Source organism: Pseudofrankia inefficax (assembly GCF_000166135.1).
In the GTDB taxonomy this organism is placed as follows: Bacteria; Actinomycetota; Actinomycetes; order Frankiales; family Frankiaceae; genus Pseudofrankia; species Pseudofrankia inefficax.
Genome location: NC_014666.1, coordinates 3027095 through 3049294 on the forward strand (window position 1 = coordinate 3027095; position 22200 = coordinate 3049294).

The following is a 22200-nucleotide window of genomic DNA, read 5'->3' on the forward strand; positions in this document are numbered from 1 at the left end:
TCCGCCCTTGCCCGTCGTAGCGCCCCCCGCGTGTGGGATGCTGGTCGAGCGCGCTTGAGGGGATTCGATGGGCGACGGGCGGGACTCGGTTGATCTGGCCGATCTTTTCGGCCTTGATGGCGGTCGCGTACATATCGGCCGTCCGTTCGGCGACGCCGGCCAGGGCCGGCTGTACGCGCGGGAGGGGCATCCCGGGACGGCGGTAAAGCTCTTCAGCCCCGCCTTCCTTTTCCGGTCGGCGACGGACCTGCGCGCGAAGCTCACCTGGATGATCGGCCATCCGCCCGCGGACGTCGCCGGGCGGTACCGGTTCGCCTGGCCGCGCGAGCTGGTCGTCGACCGGACCGGCGCGCTCGCCGGCTACACGATGCCCGGACCGGCCGACGGGGCCGAGCTGCGGGCCCTGTTCGTCCGGGGCCGCCAGCAGCCCGCCGAGGCCCGGCTGCCGGACTGGCTCGTCGGCCCGCCCGCGCGGCGGCTGGACCGGGCCGACCGGCCGCGGGTCGCCGGCGACTGGCGGCTGCTGACGCGGGCGGCCGCGAACCTGGCCGCGGCGACGGCCGCGCTGCACGAGCTCGGCTACGTGGTCGGCGACTTCCACGACGGCCTGGTCCGGGTGGGCTCCACTGGCACGATCACCCTCGTCGACTGCGACGCGATGCAGGTGACCGTCCCGGGTCCGCAGCACCCCACCGGCCCCCTGGAAGCGACCGGGCCGCAGGACGTCGCCGGGCCGCGGAACACCACCGCGGCGCGGGGCGTCATCGGGCCGCGGGACGTCGCGGCGCCGTGGGAGGCTTCCGGGCCGAGCGGCGCGCAGGTGTACCGGGCGCCGGTGGGCCGGCCCGAGTTCACGCCGTCCGAGCTGCTCGCCGAGCGCGGGCGGCCGCTGGGCCCGGGCGCCGACGACTACGCCCTGGCGGTCCACTGCTTCGCTCTGCTGCTCGGCGGCCACCGGCCCTACACCGGGACCTGGCGGGCCGGCGGCGACGAGCCCTCCCCGCTGGGCCTGGCCCGGCTCGGGCTCCACGCGCTGGCCGGCGGCGGACGGCTCGACCCACCGCCCGGCATGCCGCCCGCCGACGTGCTGCCCATCGAGCTGCTGGCCCTGTTCGAGCGTGGCTTCGGCCTCGGCGCCGGGGTGCGCCAGCCGCGGCCCACGGCCGTCGAGTGGCGTGACGCGCTGCGCGGGCTGGCGGGCGACCTGCGGACCTGCGCCCGGACGCAGACCCATCACTACCGTCCAGGCCTCGACGCCTGCCCGTGGTGCGCCCGGGACGACCAGGCCCGGTCCCGCGCCGCCGCGCTGGTGCCGGCAGCCCTGCCGACAGCGCCGCCGAGCCCGTCGCGGACGGTCGTGACACCGCCTCGGGCCGTGCGCCCGCCGGCGGCGATCCCGGCCCGTACCGCCGGTTCGGCCCGCGCGCCGGGCCCTCGGCACCGGACACCCCCGCGGGCCGAGCCCCGGCGGTGGGTCGGCAAGCTGGGCGCGGCCGTGCTGTGCCTGCTGGGCGCGGCGCTGATGGCGCTCACCATCTTCGGCGCCGTCGATCAGCCGTCGGCCACCGACCAGGCGCGCCAGGACACCGGCGGCCCGGCCCCCGGCAGCGCGGCCGCGGCGATCGCCGCCTCGGCGCGGCCGTCGTCCGGCCGGCCGGCCGGCGCCACCGCGCCGCCTGGCCAGGCGGCGAGCGGCCCGACGGCGAGCCAGCCGGCGGCGCTGTGGCCGTGGCTGGGCCGCTGGCAGAGCGTCGCCAGCTCACCGCTGCCGGGCTTCGGCCTGCGGATCGACGATCAGGGCGAGACGGGCGGCCAGGAGGAGATCACGGCGACCGAGACGTCCGGGACCTGCCCGGTCCGCTACCACGGCACGGTCCACACCCGGCTGGACGGGCCGATCTCGACCTGGCCGCTGGACGCCTCGGTGCGTCTCACGCTCGATGCGGTCCTGCCCGCCGGGCAGGACCCGAAGGGCTGCGCGCTGCTGCCCGACCCGGCGTTCTACGCCGCCGGCACCGGCGGCGAGCTGACCAGTCCCGGCGTCATCCAGTTCCAGGTGATCGGCGCGATCGACGACTTGGCCCAGGCCCGGGTGATCGTGCACCCGGGCGAGCCGGTCGCCCTGATACTGCAGCGCGTGTAGGACCCTCGCCTGGCCGCTCGGCCTGCTCAGCGGCCTTGGCGAGCAGATAACGGCGTTCCGGCTCGCTCGCCGTGCGCTCGGCCGCCGCGCGGAAGTCCGCGCCGGCGCCGTCGCGGTCGCCGGTCTGCTCTCGCAGGTGGGCGCGGACGGCGAGCAACCGGTGGTGGGCCGCCAGCCGCCCTGTGGCCAACTCGTCGACGGCCGCCAGGGCCGCCGCCGCGCCGCGGACCTGGCTGAGCACCACCGCCCGGTTCAGCGCGACCATCGGGTTCGGCGCGATCCGTTCCAAGAGGTCGTAGAGGCCCAGGATCTGCGGCCAGTCGGTGGCGTCGGTGTCGGCGGCCTCGGCGTGCACGGCGGCGATCGCGGCCTGCACCTGGTAGGCGCCGACCGGGCCGACGGGCAGCGCCCGCTCCACCAGCGCGAGGCCCTCGGAGATCAGCTCCCGGTCCCAGCGGGACCGGTCCTGCTCGGCGAGCGGCACCAGCCGGCCGTCGGGGCCGGCCCGCGCGGGGCGGCGCGCGTCCGTCAGCAGCATCAGCGCCAGCAGGCCCAGCACCTCGGAGTGGGCCGGCGCGCCGACGGGCAGCAGCCGGGCCAGCCAGCGGGTCAGCCGGATCGCCTCGTCGGACAGGGCCGGGGCGGTGAGGTCGGCGCCGGAGCTGACCGTGTAGCCCTCGTTGAAGATCAGGTACAGGACGTGCAGGACGGCGCGCAGCCGGGCGTCGTACTCGGCGCCGGCGGCCGGCAGCCGGAACTCGGCGCCGGCGGCGCGCACGCCCTGCTTCGCCCGGCTGATCCGCTGCGCCATCGTCGCCTCGGGGACGAGGAACGCGGCCGCGACCTGCGCCGTCGTCAGGCCGCCGACCGCCCGCAGCGTCAGCGCCACCTGGCTGGCTCCCGACAGCGCCGGATGGCAGCACAGGAACAGCAGCCGCAGCGAGTCGTCCTGGTCGGCCGGCCGGTCCGCGTCCGCCGCGGCGGCGAGCAGCTCTCCCGCGGGCGTGGTCAGCGCGACCCCCTCCTCGCGGCGCCGGCGGGCGGACTCGGCCCGGATCGCGTCGATCACCCGCCGGCCGGCCACCGCCGCGAGCCAGCCGTGCGGGCTGTCCGGGACGCCGTCGGCCGGCCAGCGGGACGCCGCCGCGATCAGGGCCTCCTGGACGGCGTCCTCGCACAGCTCGAACTGGGTCGGGTAGCGGCGCAGCAGCCCGCCGAGGACCCGCGGCGCCAGCTCGCGCAGCAGGTCCTCGACGTGGCGGCCGTCCATCGGCTACGACCGCTGGGGCGCCGGCGACTCGTGGGGGAGCGGGACCAGCTCGACGGCCTCGTGCGAGGCCCACGGCAGGTCGGCCGCGATCTCGATCGCCCGAGCCTCGTCGGCGACGTCGAGGATGTAGAAGCTCCCCATGAACTCCTTGGTCTCCAGGTAGGGGCCGTCGGTGATGGCCGGCACCCCGTCGCGGACCCGGATGACCTTCACGTCGGCCTCGGTCCCGGACCCGTACGCGCCGATGAGCTCGCCGGAGTCGAAGTACTTGCGGTTGAAGGCCTCCTGCGCGGCGATCGCGGCCGGCCACTCCTCCGGCGGGATCGCCTCCCAGGTCTCGGCGCTTCCGTAGATCGTCACCAGGTACTTCATGGCCGGAACTCCTGCCGTCTCGGGCGCCGCCTCCCGGCGCCGACACCGCTGGGTCGAGGCCGCGTCCCCATTCTCTACGCCTCGACCGGCAGAGTGACACGGGTCACGTCTCGCTGGCCTTGGTCTCGCCGGCTGTGGTCTGCCCGGTGGCGGCCTCCCAACCGGCCAGCCGGCTGGTGCGGCGCCTGCGCCCGACGAGGCGGCGGCCAGGACCGGTGGTCACCAGCAGCCAGGCGGGCCGGCCGCGCCGGAACATCCGGCCAGGAATCAACGCGTACTCGCCCCGCAGGGCGCCCCCGACGACGGAGAGCACCGCGGACGGGGGCAGCCGCGGGAACTCGTACTCGCCGAGAGCGACCCAGACCTCACGACGCCACGGATAGACGGCTACCACCAGGTTCGGGCCGTCCCGCCTCGCCACGGCCACGGCCCGGTGGCCGCCGATCGTCCGCGTCGAGATCACGGCGTCGCTCGTCGCGAGCTCGGCCTCGAGAAGGCCGGCGAGCGAGTGCCACGTCTCGCCCAGGCAGGCGTCGGTGAACTCCACGTTCAGCCTGGTCACGGTCGCCAACAGCGTCGAGGACACCAGAAGGGACCCGGCCAGGAGACCGACCGGTACCGCGAGGTAGGTGTCGGGTCGCCGCAGGCCGAACCCGACGAGGGCGCAGGCCAGATAGACGCCGAGGGCTAGCAGGGCACGGAGACGGAGGCCCCGGTCTGCCCGCAACGCCGCCGCCACCGTCCGCGCCGGCACGGTCTTGGCCACCTCGCGCCGCCACCGGTCCGCGACCCAGCTCCCCGGCCTGTTCACGGGCAGCTCGCGGCCAGCAGCGCCCGCAGGTCGGTCGCGTCGGCCCGCTCCAGCGCCTCGGTGACCGCGTCGACGGCGCTGAAGGCCTCGCCGGCCGGGTCGAGGACGACGGTGGCACACCAGCGGCTGGCGCGGGGCCAGCCGGCGGCGCGTAACTCGGCGGCGACGAGCTGGCCGAGGAAGCCGGCGACGACGGCCCGGGCGACGGCCGGCCGGGACGGCCCGGGGACCCGCCGACGCAGGGACCGCTCGATCCGCGCGGCCAGCTCCGGCCAGTGGCCGTCGGAGATCGTGCCCAGTGCCGTGTCGAGCCGAGCGAGTGGCTCCGATTCGGCAGACCCGCCCTGGGCCGCCGGGAGCCGGGCGGACATCGCGCGCAGGGCGTGGGCAAGCTGGCGGCGCAGGCCGTCCAGGGGCGGGTCGAAGCGCTCCGGGGGCTGATCGAGGACGCGAGCCTCGGCCGGCTCCCGGCGTCTCCGGCCCTTGGCGCCGGACCGCGCACGCGAAGCCCACGCCCGCAGCGTCGTCCCGTTGTACAGGGTCAAGGGCCGGTTCGGCTCGGGGACGGTGGACAGTGGCGACGGCGGCTCGGCTGGCAATGATGACGAGGCAAGCGTGGCTATTCGGGCTGGTGTCGGCGGATGTCCGCTCAGCCCGGCCGGCACCACCGCCGCGGCGAGCAGATCCTCGACCTCGGCGACCGACTCCACCCGCCGCAGCGCGATCGGGTCGGTGAGCACCGCGGCGACCGCCAAATACAGATCCACCGGGTAGGTGTGGCTCTTCGCCAGCACGTCGACCCACTCCGGTACGTAGCTTCCGAACACGGAGTCGAGCAGCCGCCAGACAGCCAGAACCTCACGCACAGCGCGCGTACCGGCGACGCTGGCCGCCGTCGCGTCGGCGTCGAGCTCGACCCGCCAGGACCAGGGCTGGGTGGCCCGCAGCAGCGGCCCACAGACGGACCAGGCTGGGCGCCACGGGCGTCCGATGCTCGCGACGAGGCCGTCCCTGGCCCGGCAAAGTCTTCCGCCGCGGCGATCGGCGAAGGTCGACCCGTCATTCGACACGTGAGCGAGCTCGTGCGCGACGAGCGCCGCCAACTGCCCGGTGGTCAGCCGCTCCAGCAACGGCAGTCCGAGAACGAGCGCGTGACCGGATCGCCGGTGTGGTGACCGCCACGACCGGGGCGGCTGGCAGACCATCGCCTCCGGGGTCGGGACGACGTGAACCAGGACGGGCCCGCTGATGCCGAGCCGGTTGGCCACCTCGCACACGAGCGCGTGAAGGTCCGGCTCCTCGGCGGCGGACACCGCCCGGCCCGGAACAGACCGCCCCCGCACGATCGCCGCGACGGGATAGGCGCTCCAGATGAGCAGCGCGTGCGTTCCCGGCACGAGGCACCCGACGACCACCACGGCCGCCAGCCAGACGCTCCACGGCAGCCAGGGCAGAATCGTCATCGCCGCGACCAAGGCCCATTCCACCGGGGCTGGCCACCGGCCGTCACCGTGCCGCCGAGACCCGGCGGCCGGCGTTGCGAAGGGCGCCTCGACGCCCACGACCCGCGGCTGGGCGGAGCGCTCGGAGCTGGTCGACACCGGGCGCCTCCGTGGGCAGGCCGAACAGGACGCCGACCAGGCTTCCCGGCACACCGATCCAGGACGATAGGCGCCGGGACGATCTCGCGCAATACGCAGAACTGCCGACCTACCAGTACCTTCTCGCGGTGCCGGCCCTTGCCGATCCATAACCGTCGCCTGGCACCGGGGCCGTCGTGGGAGGGCTTGGGCCCTGCTGGGCCTGGTCGGGGCTTGGACGGGGCGCGGGTGGTTGGGCGCCGTCCACAGGAGGGCGGAAACAGCGGTCAGCGCGTTTCGGTTGGCCTGGGAAGGCGGTGTGTGTCCCGGGTGGCGCGGCCGCGGGCTAGCGTCATGGCCGGACATCGGCTCGGCTGGCGCGGCGACGGTTCTCCGGGCTCGACCAGGCCCGGCGCCGTCCCGAACGCAGGGTGCCCGGGATGCCGGGGGTGGCCGGGACACCGGATGTCCTCCGGCACGGCGGGATGGAGGCGGGCGGTATGGAGCTGCGCGAGGCGATGCGCACGGCCGGCGCGGTACGCAGGTTCACCGACACCCCGGTGCCCGACGAGGTGCTGGCGCGGGTGCTCGACGACGCCCGGTTCGCCCCGTCGGGCGGCAACGCCCAGCCGTGGACGGTGCTCGTCCTGCGTGACCCGGAGATCCGCCGGCAGGTGCGCGACCTGGCGGTGCTGGGCTGGCGCGAGTACACGGCGCAGGCCAAGGCCGGCGTCCGGCCGTTCGCGCCGGGGCCGGACGGGCGCTGGCGCGGAGCGGCCGTCGACCTCGACGAGGCCGCGGCGACGCCCGCGCCGATGTCGTTCGTCGACGAGCTCGACGAGGCGCCCGTCCTGCTGGTGCTGGTCGCCCGGCTCACCGCGCTGGCCGTGATGGACATCGAGCTGGAGCGGACGAGCATCGTCGGCGGTGGCTCGATCTACCCGTTCGCCCAGAACATCCTGCTCGCCGCCCGGGGCGAGGGCCTGGGCGGGACGATGACGACGTTCCTGGTCCGGCGTGAGCCGGTGGCCGCCACGCTGCTCGGGATCCCGGCCGACCACGCCATCGCCGGCGTCCTCGCTCTCGGCTACCCACAGCACCGGGCGACGAAGCTCCGGCGCCGGTCGGTGGCCGAGTTCGCCCACGTGGACACCTTCGACGGCCCGCCGTTCCCGGCCCCGTCCGAGGACTGAGAACAGGACTGAGGACCATATGAGTGCCGCGAACGACCGGCTGGTGGAAGGCATCGCCCTGATTACCGCGGCGGCCTCGCACGACCTCGCCCAGCTGGCCGCCGAGATCCGCCGGGCCATCGTCCTCGCCGCCGGACTGCCCGAGCCGTACGGCGACTCGGACGACGGCGGGTCCGGCGACGACCAGTCGGCCGCCGAACTGCTGCGCGAACTGGCCGCGAGCAATCCCGACGCCCTCGCCGAGGCGACCAGCAAGATCATTGAAGAGGCGGGGATGCGGATCGCCGCGGTCGCCTACCTGGCCGCCGCGCTCAACGGCCAGGGCCGCCCGAGCCTGGAGCACATCGCCCTGATCCTCGCCGCCGAGGCCCAGGACGAGGCCTGACGGCCACGGCGGCCCCGAGCCCGTTTCTGGCGTTGTTGGTGGCAGCCCTGCCGGCGAGGCTGCATCGCGACCTTCTCGCGGCGCAGCCCGGGAACGCGCCGGTTCCCACGGTCACGGCGCTGGTGTCGCATGCCGTCCCGGCGGACCGGGCAGGGATCGCGTGCGGGTTGCGCACCACGAGCCCGCCGCGGATCCCGGCCGTCGTACATCGAGAAGGAGGCACGCGATGACCACCTGGACGCCCTCCGAGCTCGATGCCCTGGGCAGCACCGAGGAGATGACCATCACCACGCGGCGGGCGGACGGCTCGCTGCGTCCCGCTGTCCCGATCTGGGTCGTGCGCGTCGAGGACGACCTGTACGTCCGGTCCTACCGCGGGCGCGACGGCTCCTGGTTCCAGCGGGCCGCGGCCCAGGGCACGGCCCATGTCCAGGCGGCGGGCGTCGACCGTGACGTCACCGTCGCCGGGCCGGGCCCGGCCTCCCGAGAGCCGGTCGACCGCGCCTACCGCGCCAAGTACGCCCGCTACGGCGACAGCTACCTGCGGCCCATGGTCGCCGACCCGGCGGTCGACACGACTTTGCGCCTCACACCCACCGACTGAACGGCGCAGTCATGCCTCAGTCCCAGGAACCGTCCGGCGCCGCGAAGATGTCCCGCGTCCTGACAGGGTCGGTCTCGTTCCGTGACCGGTAAGATCGCCGGTTTCGCCCTCGCGTGGCTGTAAACGCCGCCGGTCTTGCGACCACTTGAGGGCCGAAACGGCGATCATGATCTTGGTCTGCGAGTCCAGGGCCCAGGCCAACCGGGCCGGGCGTGCCACAGGTCGCGGTGGCACGCCGGGCCCTGGCGAACTCGGTACCTGACGGGTTCTACGGGCGGGGATTCCCGCTACAGCTTGAGGTCGGCGAACGACAGCTCGGCCTCACCGTCGGCGGGTGAGCGGTCGGCGAGAGTGCGCAGGTCAGCCGTGAAGGAGCGCAGGATCGCCAGTCGGTCGGGGATGGTCCCGTCCGTGGCGCCGGGGACGCACGCGGCCGTCCAGTCCTCCTGGAAGACCTCCAGCCGGCGTTGCGCGCGGGTCGCCGCCGCCTGGCCGCGCGCGGCCGCCGCCGACAGGCCGCAGACGTGCTCGATGGCCAGCAGCGCCAGCGCTGCGCCGAAGAACAGCGAGCACCAGGCCGCGCCCGCGATGTCGTTGCGAGCGGCCGCGATCACCGGCAGCAGCACGCCCACCGCCGCCAACAGGACGGCCAGCACCCGCAGCAGGCGGGAGAGCGACCGAAGGTCGTGGCCACGCCGCCGGTGCCGGTCGGTGGCGTCGATGGCCCTGCGCTCCAGTCGCCGGTACAGCGCGGCAAGGACCGCGTCGGTGTCCGTCCAGTCGCTGGACGAGACCACGGGAAGCAGGTCCATGCTCCCGCCGCTGGCCGGCGCTCCGATGGCCCGCGGCCGCCAGGCGAGCCACGGCGCCCGGTCGGCCGGCACGACCGCGCCGGCGAAAGCCGCGACGGTCCCGGGCGCCACGGGCGCGAGCGGCGAGCGCGGCCCCTGCGGCGGCGGCTGCGTCCTCGGACCCCACAACACCATCTGACCTCCTTCTGCACGATGGATACTCTCCGAACAATGATAGTGACGGATTGTAGTCAGAAGCGGGATCGGCCGCGGTCGCCCGGCGTGCCGCGCCGCCGCCGCGGCTGGTCGGGGTCGGACGGGCGGTAGGTCTGGGCGCTTCTGGGGGTTTGCGAGTTCGGACTATTGAGCTAACCTCCGTTGCGAAGGCTGCGACGCCTTCGTAGCCCGCTCGGTCGCCTCGACCCAGATCGGCGCGGCCGGAGGAGCGGGAACGGCGGGCGTTCGGCCTTGCCTGAGCAGAGGAGGGCTGGGCGATGTCGCTGTGAGTGAGGGAGAGTTAGCCGAATCGGCGGCGAAAGTTCGGACTAATAGTCCGATAGGCCGGCCTGGGGGCGGCGGAGCCGACACGGTCGTTCTGCGTCCGCAGGCGGACGGTGTCCCGTTCGCGCCGCGTACCCCGCTGACCGCGCCGTTCTGGGCTGCCTGTGCCCGCGGCGAGCTGCTCTTCCAGCGCTGCGTGGCCTGCGCCGCACCGGCCTTCCCGCCGGCGGCGGCCTGCCGGGCCTGCCTGTCCAGCGACCTGCGCTGGGAGCGGTCGGCCGGCCGCGCCACCCTCTACAGCTGGACAGTGGTGCACCGGCCGGTGAGTGCCGCGTTCCACACCCCGTACGCACCGGCGATCGTCGCGCTCGACGAGGGCTACCGGCTGCTGACCTGCCTCGTCGGCCTCACGGTCGCCGAGATCCACCCGGACCTGCGCCTGCGCGTCGCGTTCCACCCGGTCAAGGACGCGGGCGGCCAGGCCACCACGACGCTTCCCTACTTCGAGCCCGCCGCGCGCGCCTGAACGGAGATCGCCGTCATGCAGCCAGAGGACCTGATCCTGATCAGCGTCGACGACCACATCGCCGAGCCGGCCACGATGTTCGACGCGCACGTCCCTGCGCGGTACCGGGAGCTCGCGCCGCGGGTCGTCGACGAGCCCGACGGCGTCCAGCAGTGGTACTACGGCACCGCGCGCGGCCGTAACCTCGGCCTGAACGCGGTCGCCGGCAAGCCGCCGGAGATGTTCAACGTCGACGCCAGCCGCTACGACGAGATGCGGCCCGGCTGCTACGACGTCCACGAGCGCGTCCGGGACATGAGCGCCGGCGGCCAGCTCGCCGGCCTGAACTTCCCGAACTGGCCCGGCTTCTCCGGCCAGGTCCTCAACCAGGGCCCGGACCGGGACGTCAACCTGGTCATGGTCAGGGCCTACAACGACTGGCACGTCGACGAGTGGTGCGGCGCCTACCCGGACCGGTTCATCCCGTGCGGCATCCTGCCGCTCTTCGACGTCGACGAGGCGGCCAGGGAGGTGCGGCGGCTGGCGGCCAAGGGCTGCCACGCCGTCACGTTCTCCGAGAACCCCGAGGCCCTGCGGATGCCGAGCATCCACAGCGGCTACTGGAGCCCGCTGTTCCGCGCCGCCAGCGACACCGGCACCGTGCTGTGCCTGCACCTGGGCTCGTCGTCGCGCTCGCCGATGTACTCCAGCGACGCGCCCGCGAGCGTCAACATGACCGGCTCGTCGATCGCCTCGATCTTCTCGTTCGTCGAGCTGGTGTGGGCCGAGTTCTGGGCGGACTTCCCGGACCTGCGGTTCTCCCTGACCGAGGGCGACATCGGCTGGGTGCCGTACTTCCTGTGGCGCAGTGAGCACGTCCGGCGCCGCCACTCCGGCTGGACCAGGCCGGTCTTCCCCGCGGGGCTCGACGGCCCGGCGGACGTCTTCCGCAGGCACATCCTGACCTGCTTCATCAGCGACACCGTCGGCCCGCGGCTGCTCGACTGGTTCGACGTCGACAACGTCTGCTGGGAGTCGGACTTCCCGCACTCCGACTCCAGCTGGCCGAACGCGCCCGAGGACGTCCTGGCCAACCTCGGCGGCCTCCCCGACGAGACGATCAACAGGATCACCCACGAGAACGCCATGCGGCACTTCCGGTTCGACCCGTTCGCGACCCGACCGCGGGAGCGGGCCACGGCCGGCGCGCTGCGCGCCGAGGCGACCGACGTCGACGTCGTCACCCGGGTCGGCCGCCCGGCCAGCGAGCGTGACCTGGCGAGCTGGAAGCGCCTCACCACCCGCGCCGCGCCGCCGGCCGCCGCCGCGCCCGGACCTCGGGCCTAGGCGCCCGGATGGCCCCCGACCGCGCCGCCCCGGCACAGCCTGCCGCTCCCCTTGCCGGCGTCCGCGTCCTGGAGCTCTCGACGCAGCTCGCCGGGCCCTACTGCGGCAAGCTGTTCGCCGACGCGGGCGCCGACGTCGTGAAGGTCGAGCCGCCCGGCGCCGGCGACCCGCTGCGTGCCTGGTCCGCCTCGGGCGCACCGCTCGACGGTGATGGCGCGCTGTTCCGCTACCTCAACGCCTCGAAGCGGTCCGTCGCCGCCGAGCCCGACAGCCCACGGGTGCGCGGCCTGGCGGCGGCGGCCGACGTCGTCATCACCGGCGGCGCGCTCGCCGGCGGGAACCACGCCGGCCACGGCCTCGACGCCGCGGCCGTCCGGCGTCTGCACGCAGACAACCCGCGCGCCGTCGTCGTGTCCATCAGCCCGTTCGGCCTGGCCGGCCCGTGGACGGGCGCCGGCGCCGCGCACGGGTCCCAGCCACCGCGGGACCGGGCGGTGAACGAGTTCCTGCTGCAGGCGCTGTGCGGCTCGACCGCGGCCCGTGGCGAGCCGGACGCCGCCCCGCTGCAGGCGGGCGGCCGGATCGGGGAGTGGGCCGCCGGGGTCTACGCGGCGGTGGTGGGGCTCGCCGCGTTGCGCGGCGCCCGGCGCGACGGCGTCGGCGACCTGGTCGACCTCTCGATCCTCGAATGCATGACGATCATGATGGGCGGCCTGTCGGTGGTCGGGCCGACCATCATGGGCGGCCCAGGACCCGGGGTCTCCGGCTCGCCCGGCCGGGTACCGGAGATCCCGTCGATCGTGCCGACCAAGGACGGGCTGGTCGGCTTCTGCACCATCACCGCCCAGCAGTTCCAGGACTTCCTGGTCCTCATCGAGCGGCCCGACCTGCTCGGCGACCGCGACCTGGCGCTGCTCGCGCGCCGCCACGCCCGCCGCGACGAGTTCCTGGCCGCCGTCCACTCGTGGTCCACCCGGCACACCACCGACGAGATCGTGGAGCTCGCCGCCGGGCTGCGCATCCCGGTCACCCCCGTCGGGACGCCCTCCACGGTGACGACGATCGACCACTTCACCGCCCGCGGCGTCTTCGTCCCCAACCCGAGCGGCGGGTTCGCCCAGCCGCGCACGCCCTACCGGGTCGACGGGTTCCGCGGCCGGCCGCTCGTCGGTGCGCCCGCCCTGGGCGAGCACACCGACACCGTCGCCTGGGAACCCGGGCCGGCGCCGGTCCAGGCCGGCGCGGCGGCGCGGGAGCTGCCACTGGACGGGCTGCGGGTCCTCGACCTGACCGCGTTCTGGGCCGGTCCGTCCGCGACCATGCTGCTCGGCTCACTCGGAGCCGACGTCATCAAGGTCGAAGGGGTGACCAGGCCCGACGGCCTGCGGTTCGCCGGCGGCAAGCCGCCGACCGAGCCGAGCTGGTGGGAGTGGGGCACGATGTTCCTGGCCACGAACGCCAACAAGCGCGCGGTGAGCCTGGAGCTGTCGACCCGCGAGGGGCAGGATCTGGCCCAGCGCCTGATCGGCGCCTGCGACGTCGTCATCGAGAACTTCACGCCCAGGGTGCTGCCCAACCTCGGCCTCGACCGGGACGCGGTGCGCGCCGCGAACCCGGCCACGGTGCTCACCCGGATGCCGGCCTTCGGCCTGGACGGCCCGTGGCGCGACCGCACCGGCTTCGCCCAGACGATGGAGCAGGCCAGCGGCCTGGCCTGGCTCACCGGCACCCGCGACGGCCCGCCGGTGATCCCGCGCGGCGCGTGCGACCCGATCGCCGGCCTGCACGCCGCCTTCGCCACCCTGGTGGCGCTCACGGCGCGGGACCGCCCGGGCGGTGGCGGCGTCGGCGCGTTCGTCGAGGCGACCATGGTCGAGTCGGTCCTCAACGTCGCCGCCGAGCTGACCGTCGAGCACTCGGCGTACGGCGCCTCGCTGCACCGCGACGGCAACCGCGGGCCGCTCGCCGCCCCGCAGGGCACCTACCACTGCTCACGCGACCCGGCGGGCCCCGACGTCTGGCTCGCGCTCGCGGTGACCGACGACGCCCAGTGGCCGCGGCTGTGCGCGGTGGCCGGTCGTCCGGACCTGGCCGCCGACCCGGGCCTGGCGACGCTCGCCGGCCGGCGGGCCACCCCCGCCCACGACCGCGTCGACGCGGCGCTGGCCGCCTGGGCCGCCGCGCTGCCCGACCGGGCGACCGGGCTCGCGGCGCTCGCCGAGGCCGGGGTCCCGGCCGCGCCCGTCACCCCGGCCGCCGCGCTGCTGGCCAACCCGCAGCTGGTGGCCCGGGGCTTCTTCGAGCGGCTGGCCCACCCGGTGGTCGGCGAGCACCCGATGCCCGGCGTCGCGTTCCGCCTCGCCAGCCATCCCGGCCCGTTGCTGCGCCGGCCGGCGCCGGTCTTCGGCCAGCACGACGACGAGGTGTACCGGGACCTGCTCGGCCTCACCCACCCGGAGATCGAGGGCCTGCGCGCACGGGGCGTCCTCGCCGACCGGCCGGCGGGCGTATGACCGGCCCACGGCCAGACGTCGGCCCCGACGCCGCCGACGAGGAAGGCGCGGCCACCCCGGGCGGTCTGCCCGCGACGGCCTACGCCGTGCTCGGGCAGCTGGCGGTGGCCGACGTGCCGCTGTCGCCGGTCGAGCTGAAGACGCGGGCCGACTTCAGCCTGCGCTTCTTCTACTGGGCGCCGGCGATCAGCCACATCCGCAAGGAGCTGGCCCGGCTGGAGCAACTCGGCCTGGTGACGTCCAGCCCGGCGCCGGGCCGCGGGCTGCGGCGCACCCTCGTCCACGAGATCACGCCCGCGGGTCGCGCGGTGCTGCGCGACTGGCTGCACCGGACACCCGACGACGAGCCGGTGGTGATCAAGCACCCGGTGCTGCTGCGGGTGTGGCTGGCCGGCGAGAGCGACGACCCGGACCGGGTCGTGGAGATCCTCGACCACCACCTGGCCCAGACCCGGGCCGCCATCGACGAGCTGCGCTGGGGCCGGCGGCGGGCCCGCGAGGTCCGGCTGGCCGATCGGCCCGAGCTGCGCTACTCGGGCGCGGTCGGCGACTACGTGCTGCGCCGGATGTACGCGGAGCTGGCGAATATCACCCAGCTGCGGGACGAGCTCGCCGCGCTGCCCACCACGCCCCGGCCGCCGTTCGCCGGCCCGCCGCCGCTGCACGACTACGCCGCCGATCCGCCGGCCCCGAGCGCCGGCCCCGAGACCACCGTCCGCGACAACGCTGACGACGCTGCCGCCCGAGGCCCCGTCGTCGGCGACGAGGAGGGGAGCTGACCATGCCGTCGAGGCCGGCCGTGATCGTCGGCGCCTACAACACCGTCCAGGCCCGCCAGCTGCCCGGCGAGACGTCTGCCAGCCTGCTGTTGGACGCCGTCGGCGGCGTGCTGGCCGACGCTGGTCTGGCCCTCGGCGACGTGGACGGCGTGAGCGCCCCGGGCATGGGCGGTGCGGTCGTCTACGACCTGGGTCTGGGCCCGGCGTGGCAGGGCGCCCAGCCCGGCATCGGGGCGGTGCTGGAGGCCGCGGCGGCGATCGCCGGCGGCCAGGCGGACTGCGTGCTGGTCGTCTCCGCCGAGGCGGGCACCTACACCGAGCACACCGCGACCGCGCCGTGGACCCGTCCCGAGAACGAGTTCGTCATCCCGTGGGGGATGTTCACGGCCGCCGAGTTCGCCCTCATCGCCCGGCGCCACATGACCCAGTACGGAACGACCCCCGAGCAGCTCGCCGCCGTCGCGGCGACGATCCGCAACAACGGCCACGCGAACCCGGCGGCCGTCTACGCGGGCCGCGGCCCGTTCACGCCCGCCGACGTGCTCGCCTCCCGCCTGGTCGCGGACCCGTTCCACCTGCTGGACTGCTCGACGACCTCGGAGGGCGGCTGCGCCCTGCTGCTGACCACCGCCGAGCGGGCGGCCGACCTGCGCCGGGCCCCGGTCCATGTCCTGTCGGGCGGCTCCGACCACCTCGGGCCGAGCTACCGCTACCCGCCGGCGTGGGACCACGTCGGGCGGCGCCCGGACGCACCCGTCAACGGCCTTGTCGGGCGGCGCGCGTTCGAGCGCGCGCTGGCGAACGCGGGCCTGTGCCGCGACGACGTCGACGTCCTGGAGCTTTACGACCCGTTCTCGTTCGAGATCATCCGCCAGCTGGAGGCGTTCGGGTTCTGCGGCCCGGGGGAGGGCGGGCCGTTCGTCGCGGACGGCCACATCGCCATCGACGGCAGCCACCCGGTGACGACCGACGGCGGCACCCTGTCGTTCAGCCACGCGGGCTCGTCCGTCCAGATGCTCCAGCGGGTCATCCGGGGCGTCGAGCAGCTGCGCGGCGACTGCGGCCCCGCGCTCCAGGTTCCCGATGCAGACGTCGCCCTGTGCACCGCCGGCGGTGCCGGCGCCCTCTTCCTCACCCTCGTCCTGCTGGGGAGGCACCCGTGACCACCCTCGTTCCCGCGCCCCTGGATCCCGCCCTCTTCCTGCCGGAGCCCGAGGCCCGGCCGGTCCGCTACACCGTCATCTCGGTCGACGACCACGTGGTCGAGCCGCCGCACCTGTTCGCCGGGCGGGTGCCGGCCCGGTTCGCGGACGCGGCGCCGCGGATCGTCGAGACCGACCGAGGCCACCAGGTCTGGCGGTTCGAGGACGCGACGTTCACCCAGGTCGGCATGAACGCCGTCGCCGGCCGGCGGCCCGAGACGGTGAAGGTCGAGCCGTTCCGGTTCGAGCAGATGCGCCCCGGCTGCTACGACATCCACGCCCGGGTGAAGGACATGGACCTGGGCGGCGTGTGGGCCTCGGTCAACTTCCCGTCGCAGATCACCGGGTTCTGCGGCCGGGTCTTCTTCGGCGCCCGCGACCAGGAGCTGGGCCTTGCCTGCGTGCGGGCCTGGAACGACTGGCTGTACGAGGAGTGGTTCCAGGCCTACCCGGAGCGGGTCGTGCCGATGGGTATCGCGTTCCTGTCGGACCCGGAGCTCGCCGTCGCCGAGATCCGGCGCAACGCCGAGCGCGGGTTCACCGCCGTCACGTTCCCGGAGCGCCCGCATCGCGTCGGCCTGCCGTCGCTGTGGGACACCGACCACTGGGACCCGATCATGCGGGCCTGTGTCGACACCCAGACCGTCATCACCCTGCACGTCGGCAGCGCCGGCCTGGAGGAGAGGCCTCCGGGCGCGCCCGGCCTGCAGCTGGGCGCGACCCTGTTCGGCCAGGCCTCGCTGACCGCGTGCGCCGAGTGGCTGTGGTCCGGCTACCCGGCCCGGCTCCCGGCCCTGAAGATCGCGATGAGCGAGGGCGGGATCGGCTGGGTCGCGATGCTGCTCGACCGGCTCGACAACCTGGTCGACCGCTCCGGCTACGGCACGGGCTGGGACACCCGGCCGGCCGACGTGCTGCGCCGCAACTTCTGGTTCTGCACCCTCGATGACCCGTCGACCATCGACACCCGCCACCGGATCGGGGTCGAGAACATCATGGTCGAGACCGACTACCCGCACGGCGACGGGACCTGGCCGGACACGCAGCGGCTGCTGGCCGACGTCTGGGGCCACATCCCGCCGGCCGAGATCCGGGCGATGTGCTGCGAGAACGCGGCCGCGCTGTTCCGTCACCCGTTGCCGCCGACCGTGCTGCCGGCCGACTGAAGGGCAGACCCATGACGTTCGTCCCGACGGCCGAGAAGCTGATGCCGGAGCTCACCACCCGGGAGGAGATCGCCTTACTCGCCCGCGCCCTGTGGCGGGAGGGCTACAACGATCATCTCGCCGGGCACATCACCGCGCTGCAGCCTGACGGCACCCTGCTGTGCAACCCGTGGCTGGTCCGCTGGGACGAGCTGCGCCCCGAACAGGTCATCCGCATCGACCTCGCCGGGAACCTGGTCGAGGGCGACTGGCCCGTGCCGCTCGGCATCCCGCTGCACCTCGCGCTGCATGCCGCCCGTGCCGACGTCACCTGGGCCGTGCACAACCATCCGCTGTTCGGCACGGTCTGGGCCGACCTCGGCGAGATCCCGCCGATCTACGACCAGAGCTCGGCCCTCGGCGGCGGTGGCGACCTCGTTCTGGTCAACGAGTACTCCGGCCCGGTCAACGACGCCGCCACCGCGCGCAGCGCAGTCGACGCCATGAACGGCGGCCATCTCGCGCTGCTCGCCGGCCATGGCGTGTTCGTCCTCGGCGGCTCGGCCCGAGCCGTCTTCCAGCGCGCCGTCGCCCTCGAACAGCGCTGCCAGCGCGCCTGGCACGTCCGGGCGGCGGGCGGGACCCCGACCCCGGTGTTACCGGCCGGCTTCCTGAACCACCTGAAGGCCTCCGACGGCAACGGCTTCCTCGGCTTCTGGGAGTCCGCCGTCCGCGCCGAGCTCCGCGCAGACCCAACCCTCCTCGACCCCCGCTGACGCCCGAACACATCGCGATGTTGCGGACGGTCGTCAGGAGCCGTCGCTACCAGGTGATGGGTAGGCGTTCGGGGTAGCGCCAGATGGAGCCGGCGTGCCAGGGGACTTCCTCGGGGGGCACCGCCAGGCGCAGGGCCGGGAAGCGGGCCAGCAGGGCTTCGAGGGAGAGGCGCAGCTCGGCGCGGGCGAGGCTGGCTCCGGCGCAGTAGTGGGTGCCGTGGCCGAAGGTCAGGTGGGTCGCGGGCCGGTACCGCTGGAGGTCCAGCTGGTCCGGGTTCTGGTACACGTCCGGGTCGCGGTTGGCCGCCAGGTAGGAGACGTGGACGGCGTCGCCGGCGTGGATCGTCACGCCGCCGAGCTCGACGTCCTCGGTCGCGATCCGGGCGATGCCGACGCCCCGGCGGAACGGGATGAAGCGCAGCAGCTCCTCGACGGCGGGTTCCAGCAGGCTGGGGCGGGCGCGCAGCAACGCGAGCTGCTCGGGGTGGGTGAGCAGCGTGTAGAGGATGTTGCTGAGCTGGTAGGTGCTGGTGTCGTGGCCACTGATGGTGAGGACCATCGACATCACCGCCAGCTCGGTGTCGCCCAGCAGCTCGTCGCCGTCGCGGGCCAGGGCCAGGGTGCTGATCAGGTCGTCGCCCGGCCGGGCGCGCCGACGCGCGGTGAGTTCCAGGAAATAGGCGCGCAGGGCTGCCTTCGCCTCGCGGGTCGGGCCGGGGCCCGCGCCGGTCGACATGAGCGTGACCACCAGGTCCCGCAGGCGCCGCTGGTCGCCGTCGGGGATGGCCATGATCTCGCAGATCGTGGTGAGGGGCAGGCGCGCGGCGAACAGCCGGGCGAAGTCGGCGGGGGCGCCGTGGGCGCCGATGTCGTCGAGGAGCCGGGCCACGACCGCGCGGATCCTCGGCGTCATCCGCTCGATCTGGGCCGCGGTGAACCCCTGCGCGACCAGGCGTCGCAGCCGGGTGTGCCCGGGGGGATCCATCAGGTTGACCGCCTCGGCCTGGGCGATCGGCTCGGGCGTCATCCGCGGCAGGTCCCGGCCGATCCCCGCCGCGCGGCTGAAGCGGTGGTCCGTCACGACCGTCCGGACGTCGTCGTAGCGGGTCACCAGCCAGGCCCAGCCCTGGCCGTGGGACATGCTGATCCGGGTGACGGGCTCCTCGTCGCGCAGCTGGCGCAGCAGCGGGTCGAACTCCAGCGCCTCCAGGTGGCCGAACGGGCAGTGCCGTGCCCGCGGCTGGGTCTCGGTCGTCATCACGCGGCGCTTTCACGGGCCGTGAGCCGGGTGCGCAGGTCCGAAGGCTGGCTGATGGGGGAGGACCAGGTGCCGACGCAGCTTTCGGCCGTGATGCCGGGGCCGAAGCCGGCGATCACGCCGGTCGCCCCGTGTTCGAGAACGTTGTCCTCGAACATGCGCCGCAGGGCGTCGAGGACCACGGCGCTCGCGATGTTGCCATGCTCGGTCAGGGTCGCCCGGCTGTAGCGGAAGAACGCCGGGTCCAGGCCGAGAATGTCCCGCAGGTCGTCCAGAATGCGCGGGCCGCCGGCATGGATGATGTAGAAGTCGAGCGCGCCCGCGTCCCAGCCGTGGCTTTCCGCGAGTGCGCACAGCGCCGGGGCGAGCATCGCCATCGTCTTCGGCACCCGCTTGTCGAGCCGGAAATGAAAGCCCGTCTCCTTGACCGCGTAGGAGATCCAGTCCTCGGTGTCCGGAACGAGGTAGGAGCAGTTCCGTTCGAGCTGCACCCCGTACCCGCCGCGCCCGCGGACCACCGCGGCGGCGACGGCGTCACCGAACAGGCCGTTGGCCAGCAGCGAGCCGACGTCGCGGTCCGACGGCTGGTAGAGCAGCGAGCAGAACTCGCAGGCGACGATGAGGACGTTCGCGTTCGGGTAGGCGGTGCAGAAGTCGGCCGCCCGGTTGATGGCCGCGCCACCGGCGGCGCAGCCGAGCTGGGCGATCGGGATCTGCCGGGTGTCGTTCCGGAACCCGAGCTTGTTGATCATCCAGGCCGTCGGGGACGGCATCAGGAAGCCCGTGCAGGACACGAAGATGATGGCGTCGATGTCCTCGGGCCCAAGGTCCCCGGCCGCCGCGAGGGCTGGGCGCACCACTCCTGGAATCCGGGCCATCGCCTCCTGGGCGTACACGGCGTTACGCGCCTCGAAACCGGGATGCTGCAGGGTTTCGGCCAGGGGTCGGACCAGATGTCTTTTGTTGACCCCGGTGTTCGAGATGAGCTGGAGAACGAGATCGAGCTGAGGGTGGTCCGCGTGCATGCGGCGGGCCAGCTCGAGGGTCTCCTCCATTCCGATCGTGTTTTCTGGGACCAGCACGGCAGGGCGGCAGAGGATTGGCATGCGAAGCGCCCCTCCTTCGCGGGCTCGCGCCAGTCTGGGCGCGGCTGGCGCGCAGCCCGCGCGGCCAGGTTGGGTTGATCCTAGGAGCCTGGATGGCTCGCTCAACGTACCCGTTCTCACAATGCCGAAACGATGGCCGCGGCCCGCTCCGGGAGCTGCCTTGACGTGCCGGAATTGTTCCGCCAAAGAGGGCCGACGGGCGGGCGCCCGTATTTCATTCCGGAAGTGCGGGCAATCCGGCCATCGCGGGGCTCAGGACCCGAGCGGGGCGAAGGGATAGGCGTCCCAGGCGGCCCGTTCGGCGTCGCGGGGAGCGTCGACGACGTGCGACGTCGGCGCGTCCCAGATCATCGTCGCCCGCCGCGACGGCTGGTACGACGGCCAGGTCGGCCGTGACACCTGGCGCACGGCGTTCGGGTCGCCGGTGCGGGCGAACGAGGTCCAGGCATCCATGATCTGGGCCGACAGCCGGGCCAGCGGCGCGCGGTCGGCCCGGACGGCGGCCTCCCCGCCGGGGACCCCGGCGAAGCGCAGGGTGCCGAACACGAACGGCAGCTCGATCGTGTGAACCGCGCCCAGCCCCGTCGGCGGCTTCCAGTCGAACTCGTAGACGTAGGTTGGCCGCCAGCGGCTCTGCGCCTCGGCCAGCCGCAGGGCCGGGACGCGCAGGGCCTGGTCGGTGAACATCGCCAGCCTGATGTCCTGGTCACTCGCCCCGGGCAGGTCCCGGCGGTAGTCGGCCACCATCTGGTCACGCCGGCCGGCGAGCCGGGCCGGGAACACCGCGTCGTACTGCTGCGCCAGGACCGCCAGGCCGTCGGAGTCGAACTGGCCGAAGAAGTTCATCTCGTCGCGGGTGGTACCGAGCAGAATGCTGATATCGCGGGTCTTTCCCTCCTCGACCGCCTGGATGGTCGGCTCCCGAACGAGCGTGCCGTCGACGTATGGGGCGAAATAGAGCGCCGACTGCGCGCCCGGCGCGGCGCCGAGCAGCTTGTCCTGCAGGCCGAGGATCTGACTCGTCGACATCGCCGTCAGGTCCTCGATCCGCTTCACCGGGAGCCCGGCGGAGATGCTCTTCTCGAACCCGGCGGAGTGGACCAGATAGCCGCTGCCGCTTTCCAGGACCGCCCGCTGAAACAGCTTCTCGGGGTGGTCGGTCGCGAGCATCGCACTGATGGAGAACGCACCCTCGGACTGGCCGGCGACGGTCACGTTCGACGGGTCGCCGCCGAAGTCGGCGACGTGCGCCTGCACCCAGCGCAGGGCCGTCAGCTGGTCGCGCAGGCCGTTGTTTCCCGAGCCCTCATACGACGGGTCGATCCCGCCCAGCTCGGACCAGCCGAGAATGCCGAGCCGGTAGTTGAGCGAGATCACGACGGCATTGCCCGCCCTGGCCAGGCCGGCGCCGTCGTAGCGTGGCTCGTCGGCCGACCCGAGCCGGGCGGCCCCGCCGTGGATGAACACGATGACCGGCCGTCTCGTGGCGTCCGGCCGTGGTGTCCAGACGTTCAGGTAGAGGCAGTCCTCGTCGGTGTAGACGGCGCTGTCGTCCGGATAGTCCTCGGCGGAGTCCCGGTCCTGCGGGCAGACGTGCGTGCCGTCGGTCGCGGGCAACGTCCCGTGCCATGGGCCGACCGGGACCGGCGGGCGGAACCGAAGCCGGCCCGTCGGCGGCTGCGCGTAGGGAATGCCGAGAAACGCGCACAGGCCGCCCTCGCCCCGCCCCGCGACGGCGCCCAGGCTGGTTTTCGCGTCACACGATGGCGCGGGCGGTGAGCCGGACGCGGCCGTGGACGAACAGGCCGCCGCCGGCAGTGTCAGCAGAAAGGCGGCGAGAACGGTGGCCGCCAGGGACCGGAACATGGGCGATCTCCTTTCGAGAAACCGCCTTTGATGGTTCGCCGGCCGCACCGCGA

Annotated in this window: 19 protein-coding genes; 11 read left to right on the forward strand and 8 right to left on the reverse strand. The window is 74.1% G+C overall.

Annotated elements, in window-relative coordinates:
- Nucleotides 1-67 precede the first annotated feature (67 nt).
- Complete coding sequence (locus FRAEUI1C_RS36200) at nt 68-2143, forward strand: hypothetical protein (RefSeq protein WP_013423613.1); 2076 nt, start codon at nt 68-70, stop codon at nt 2141-2143.
- Here the strand turns inward: FRAEUI1C_RS36200 and FRAEUI1C_RS12260 are convergent.
- The 4 genes from FRAEUI1C_RS12260 to FRAEUI1C_RS12275 form a co-directional block, all read right to left on the reverse strand.
- Nucleotides 2043-3413 carry an RNA polymerase sigma factor gene (locus FRAEUI1C_RS12260; protein WP_013423614.1) on the reverse strand — a complete coding sequence of 457 codons (1371 nt, stop codon included), beginning with the start codon at nt 3411-3413 and terminating at the stop codon, nt 2043-2045. The genes FRAEUI1C_RS36200 and FRAEUI1C_RS12260 overlap by 101 nt on opposite strands.
- Nucleotides 3414-3416: 3 nt before the next feature.
- Nucleotides 3417-3785, reverse strand: a complete 369-nt coding sequence (locus FRAEUI1C_RS12265) for a YciI family protein (protein ID WP_013423615.1) — start codon at nt 3783-3785, stop codon at nt 3417-3419.
- A 103-nt stretch (nt 3786-3888) separates the two neighbouring features.
- On the reverse strand, nt 3889-4596 hold the full coding sequence (locus FRAEUI1C_RS12270; RefSeq protein ID WP_013423616.1) for a hypothetical protein: 708 nt from the start codon (nt 4594-4596) through the stop codon (nt 3889-3891).
- Nucleotides 4593-6197 carry a M48 family metallopeptidase gene (locus FRAEUI1C_RS12275; protein WP_013423617.1) on the reverse strand — a complete coding sequence of 535 codons (1605 nt, stop codon included), beginning with the start codon at nt 6195-6197 and terminating at the stop codon, nt 4593-4595. The genes FRAEUI1C_RS12270 and FRAEUI1C_RS12275 overlap by 4 nt, the downstream gene beginning before the upstream one ends.
- 419 nt (nt 6198-6616) lie before the next feature.
- Between FRAEUI1C_RS12275 and FRAEUI1C_RS12280 the strand changes: the two genes are divergently transcribed.
- From FRAEUI1C_RS12280 to FRAEUI1C_RS12290, 3 genes are all read left to right on the forward strand, one after another.
- Nucleotides 6617-7369, forward strand: coding sequence for a nitroreductase family protein (locus tag FRAEUI1C_RS12280; RefSeq protein ID WP_063747984.1), 753 nt, complete (start codon nt 6617-6619; stop codon nt 7367-7369).
- 19 nt (nt 7370-7388) lie between these two features.
- Entirely contained in the window at nt 7389-7754 is a 366-nt protein-coding gene (locus tag FRAEUI1C_RS12285; protein WP_013423619.1) for a hypothetical protein, read from the forward strand.
- A 226-nt stretch (nt 7755-7980) separates the two neighbouring features.
- Nucleotides 7981-8358 carry a DUF2255 family protein gene (locus tag FRAEUI1C_RS12290; protein ID WP_013423620.1) on the forward strand — a complete coding sequence of 126 codons (378 nt, stop codon included), beginning with the start codon at nt 7981-7983 and terminating at the stop codon, nt 8356-8358.
- 287 nt (nt 8359-8645) lie between these two features.
- Here FRAEUI1C_RS12290 and FRAEUI1C_RS12295 read toward each other — a convergent pair whose 3' ends face one another.
- Entirely contained in the window at nt 8646-9344 is a 699-nt protein-coding gene (locus tag FRAEUI1C_RS12295; RefSeq protein ID WP_013423621.1) for an SLATT domain-containing protein, read from the reverse strand.
- 307 nt (nt 9345-9651) lie between these two features.
- On the opposite strand from FRAEUI1C_RS12295, the gene FRAEUI1C_RS12300 reads away from it, so the two are divergent.
- Genes FRAEUI1C_RS12300 through FRAEUI1C_RS12330 form a run of 7 tightly spaced genes read left to right on the forward strand, consistent with a single transcriptional unit; the run spans nt 9652 to nt 17917 of the window.
- On the forward strand, nt 9652-10176 hold the full coding sequence (locus FRAEUI1C_RS12300; protein ID WP_013423622.1) for a Zn-ribbon domain-containing OB-fold protein: 525 nt from the start codon (nt 9652-9654) through the stop codon (nt 10174-10176).
- A gap of 15 nt (nt 10177-10191) precedes the next feature.
- Entirely contained in the window at nt 10192-11502 is a 1311-nt protein-coding gene (locus tag FRAEUI1C_RS12305; RefSeq protein WP_013423623.1) for an amidohydrolase family protein, read from the forward strand.
- Between the two features lie 8 nt (nt 11503-11510).
- On the forward strand, nt 11511-14015 hold the full coding sequence (locus tag FRAEUI1C_RS12310) for a CaiB/BaiF CoA transferase family protein (RefSeq protein WP_013423624.1): 2505 nt from the start codon (nt 11511-11513) through the stop codon (nt 14013-14015).
- Nucleotides 14012-14794: a PadR family transcriptional regulator gene (locus FRAEUI1C_RS12315; protein WP_013423625.1), complete on the forward strand. Its 783-nt coding sequence runs from the start codon at nt 14012-14014 to the stop codon at nt 14792-14794. The genes FRAEUI1C_RS12310 and FRAEUI1C_RS12315 overlap by 4 nt, the downstream gene beginning before the upstream one ends.
- Before the next feature lie 2 nt (nt 14795-14796).
- Nucleotides 14797-15957: a thiolase family protein gene (locus tag FRAEUI1C_RS12320; protein WP_013423626.1), complete on the forward strand. Its 1161-nt coding sequence runs from the start codon at nt 14797-14799 to the stop codon at nt 15955-15957.
- Nucleotides 15954-17162 (forward strand): amidohydrolase family protein, encoded by a 1209-nt coding sequence (locus FRAEUI1C_RS12325; protein ID WP_013423627.1) that lies wholly within the window; start codon nt 15954-15956, stop codon nt 17160-17162. Before FRAEUI1C_RS12320 ends, FRAEUI1C_RS12325 begins: the two co-directional genes overlap by 4 nt.
- An 11-nt stretch (nt 17163-17173) precedes the next feature.
- Complete coding sequence (locus FRAEUI1C_RS12330; RefSeq protein ID WP_013423628.1) at nt 17174-17917, forward strand: class II aldolase/adducin family protein; 744 nt, start codon at nt 17174-17176, stop codon at nt 17915-17917.
- A gap of 46 nt (nt 17918-17963) precedes the next feature.
- Here FRAEUI1C_RS12330 and FRAEUI1C_RS12335 read toward each other — a convergent pair whose 3' ends face one another.
- The 3 genes from FRAEUI1C_RS12335 to FRAEUI1C_RS12345 all read right to left on the reverse strand — a co-directional run bounded on the left by FRAEUI1C_RS12335 (nt 17964) and on the right by FRAEUI1C_RS12345 (nt 22147).
- Entirely contained in the window at nt 17964-19175 is a 1212-nt protein-coding gene (locus FRAEUI1C_RS12335) for a cytochrome P450 (protein WP_013423629.1), read from the reverse strand.
- On the reverse strand, nt 19175-20230 hold the full coding sequence (locus FRAEUI1C_RS12340) for a type III polyketide synthase (protein WP_269724399.1): 1056 nt from the start codon (nt 20228-20230) through the stop codon (nt 19175-19177). Before FRAEUI1C_RS12340 ends, FRAEUI1C_RS12335 begins: the two co-directional genes overlap by 1 nt.
- A gap of 303 nt (nt 20231-20533) precedes the next feature.
- Complete coding sequence (locus FRAEUI1C_RS12345) at nt 20534-22147, reverse strand: carboxylesterase/lipase family protein (protein WP_013423631.1); 1614 nt, start codon at nt 22145-22147, stop codon at nt 20534-20536.
- Nucleotides 22148-22200 lie beyond the last annotated feature (53 nt).

Coding starts and splice junctions, on each gene's coding strand:
- FRAEUI1C_RS36200 (WP_013423613.1), top strand. CDS start 68: ATGGGCGACGGGCGGGACTCGGTTGATCTGGCCGATCTTTTCGGCCTT.
- FRAEUI1C_RS12260 (WP_013423614.1), bottom strand. CDS start 3,413: ATGGACGGCCGCCACGTCGAGGACCTGCTGCGCGAGCTGGCGCCGCGG.
- FRAEUI1C_RS12265 (WP_013423615.1), bottom strand. CDS start 3,785: ATGAAGTACCTGGTGACGATCTACGGAAGCGCCGAGACCTGGGAGGCG.
- FRAEUI1C_RS12280 (WP_063747984.1), top strand. CDS start 6,617: ATGCCGGGGGTGGCCGGGACACCGGATGTCCTCCGGCACGGCGGGATG.
- FRAEUI1C_RS12285 (WP_013423619.1), top strand. CDS start 7,389: ATGAGTGCCGCGAACGACCGGCTGGTGGAAGGCATCGCCCTGATTACC.
- FRAEUI1C_RS12290 (WP_013423620.1), top strand. CDS start 7,981: ATGACCACCTGGACGCCCTCCGAGCTCGATGCCCTGGGCAGCACCGAG.
- FRAEUI1C_RS12295 (WP_013423621.1), bottom strand. CDS start 9,344: ATGGTGTTGTGGGGTCCGAGGACGCAGCCGCCGCCGCAGGGGCCGCGC.
- FRAEUI1C_RS12305 (WP_013423623.1), top strand. CDS start 10,192: ATGCAGCCAGAGGACCTGATCCTGATCAGCGTCGACGACCACATCGCC.
- FRAEUI1C_RS12310 (WP_013423624.1), top strand. CDS start 11,511: ATGGCCCCCGACCGCGCCGCCCCGGCACAGCCTGCCGCTCCCCTTGCC.
- FRAEUI1C_RS12315 (WP_013423625.1), top strand. CDS start 14,012: ATGACCGGCCCACGGCCAGACGTCGGCCCCGACGCCGCCGACGAGGAA.
- FRAEUI1C_RS12320 (WP_013423626.1), top strand. CDS start 14,797: ATGCCGTCGAGGCCGGCCGTGATCGTCGGCGCCTACAACACCGTCCAG.
- FRAEUI1C_RS12330 (WP_013423628.1), top strand. CDS start 17,174: ATGACGTTCGTCCCGACGGCCGAGAAGCTGATGCCGGAGCTCACCACC.
- FRAEUI1C_RS12335 (WP_013423629.1), bottom strand. CDS start 19,175: ATGACGACCGAGACCCAGCCGCGGGCACGGCACTGCCCGTTCGGCCAC.
- FRAEUI1C_RS12340 (WP_269724399.1), bottom strand. CDS start 20,230: ATGGAGGAGACCCTCGAGCTGGCCCGCCGCATGCACGCGGACCACCCT.
- FRAEUI1C_RS12345 (WP_013423631.1), bottom strand. CDS start 22,147: ATGTTCCGGTCCCTGGCGGCCACCGTTCTCGCCGCCTTTCTGCTGACA.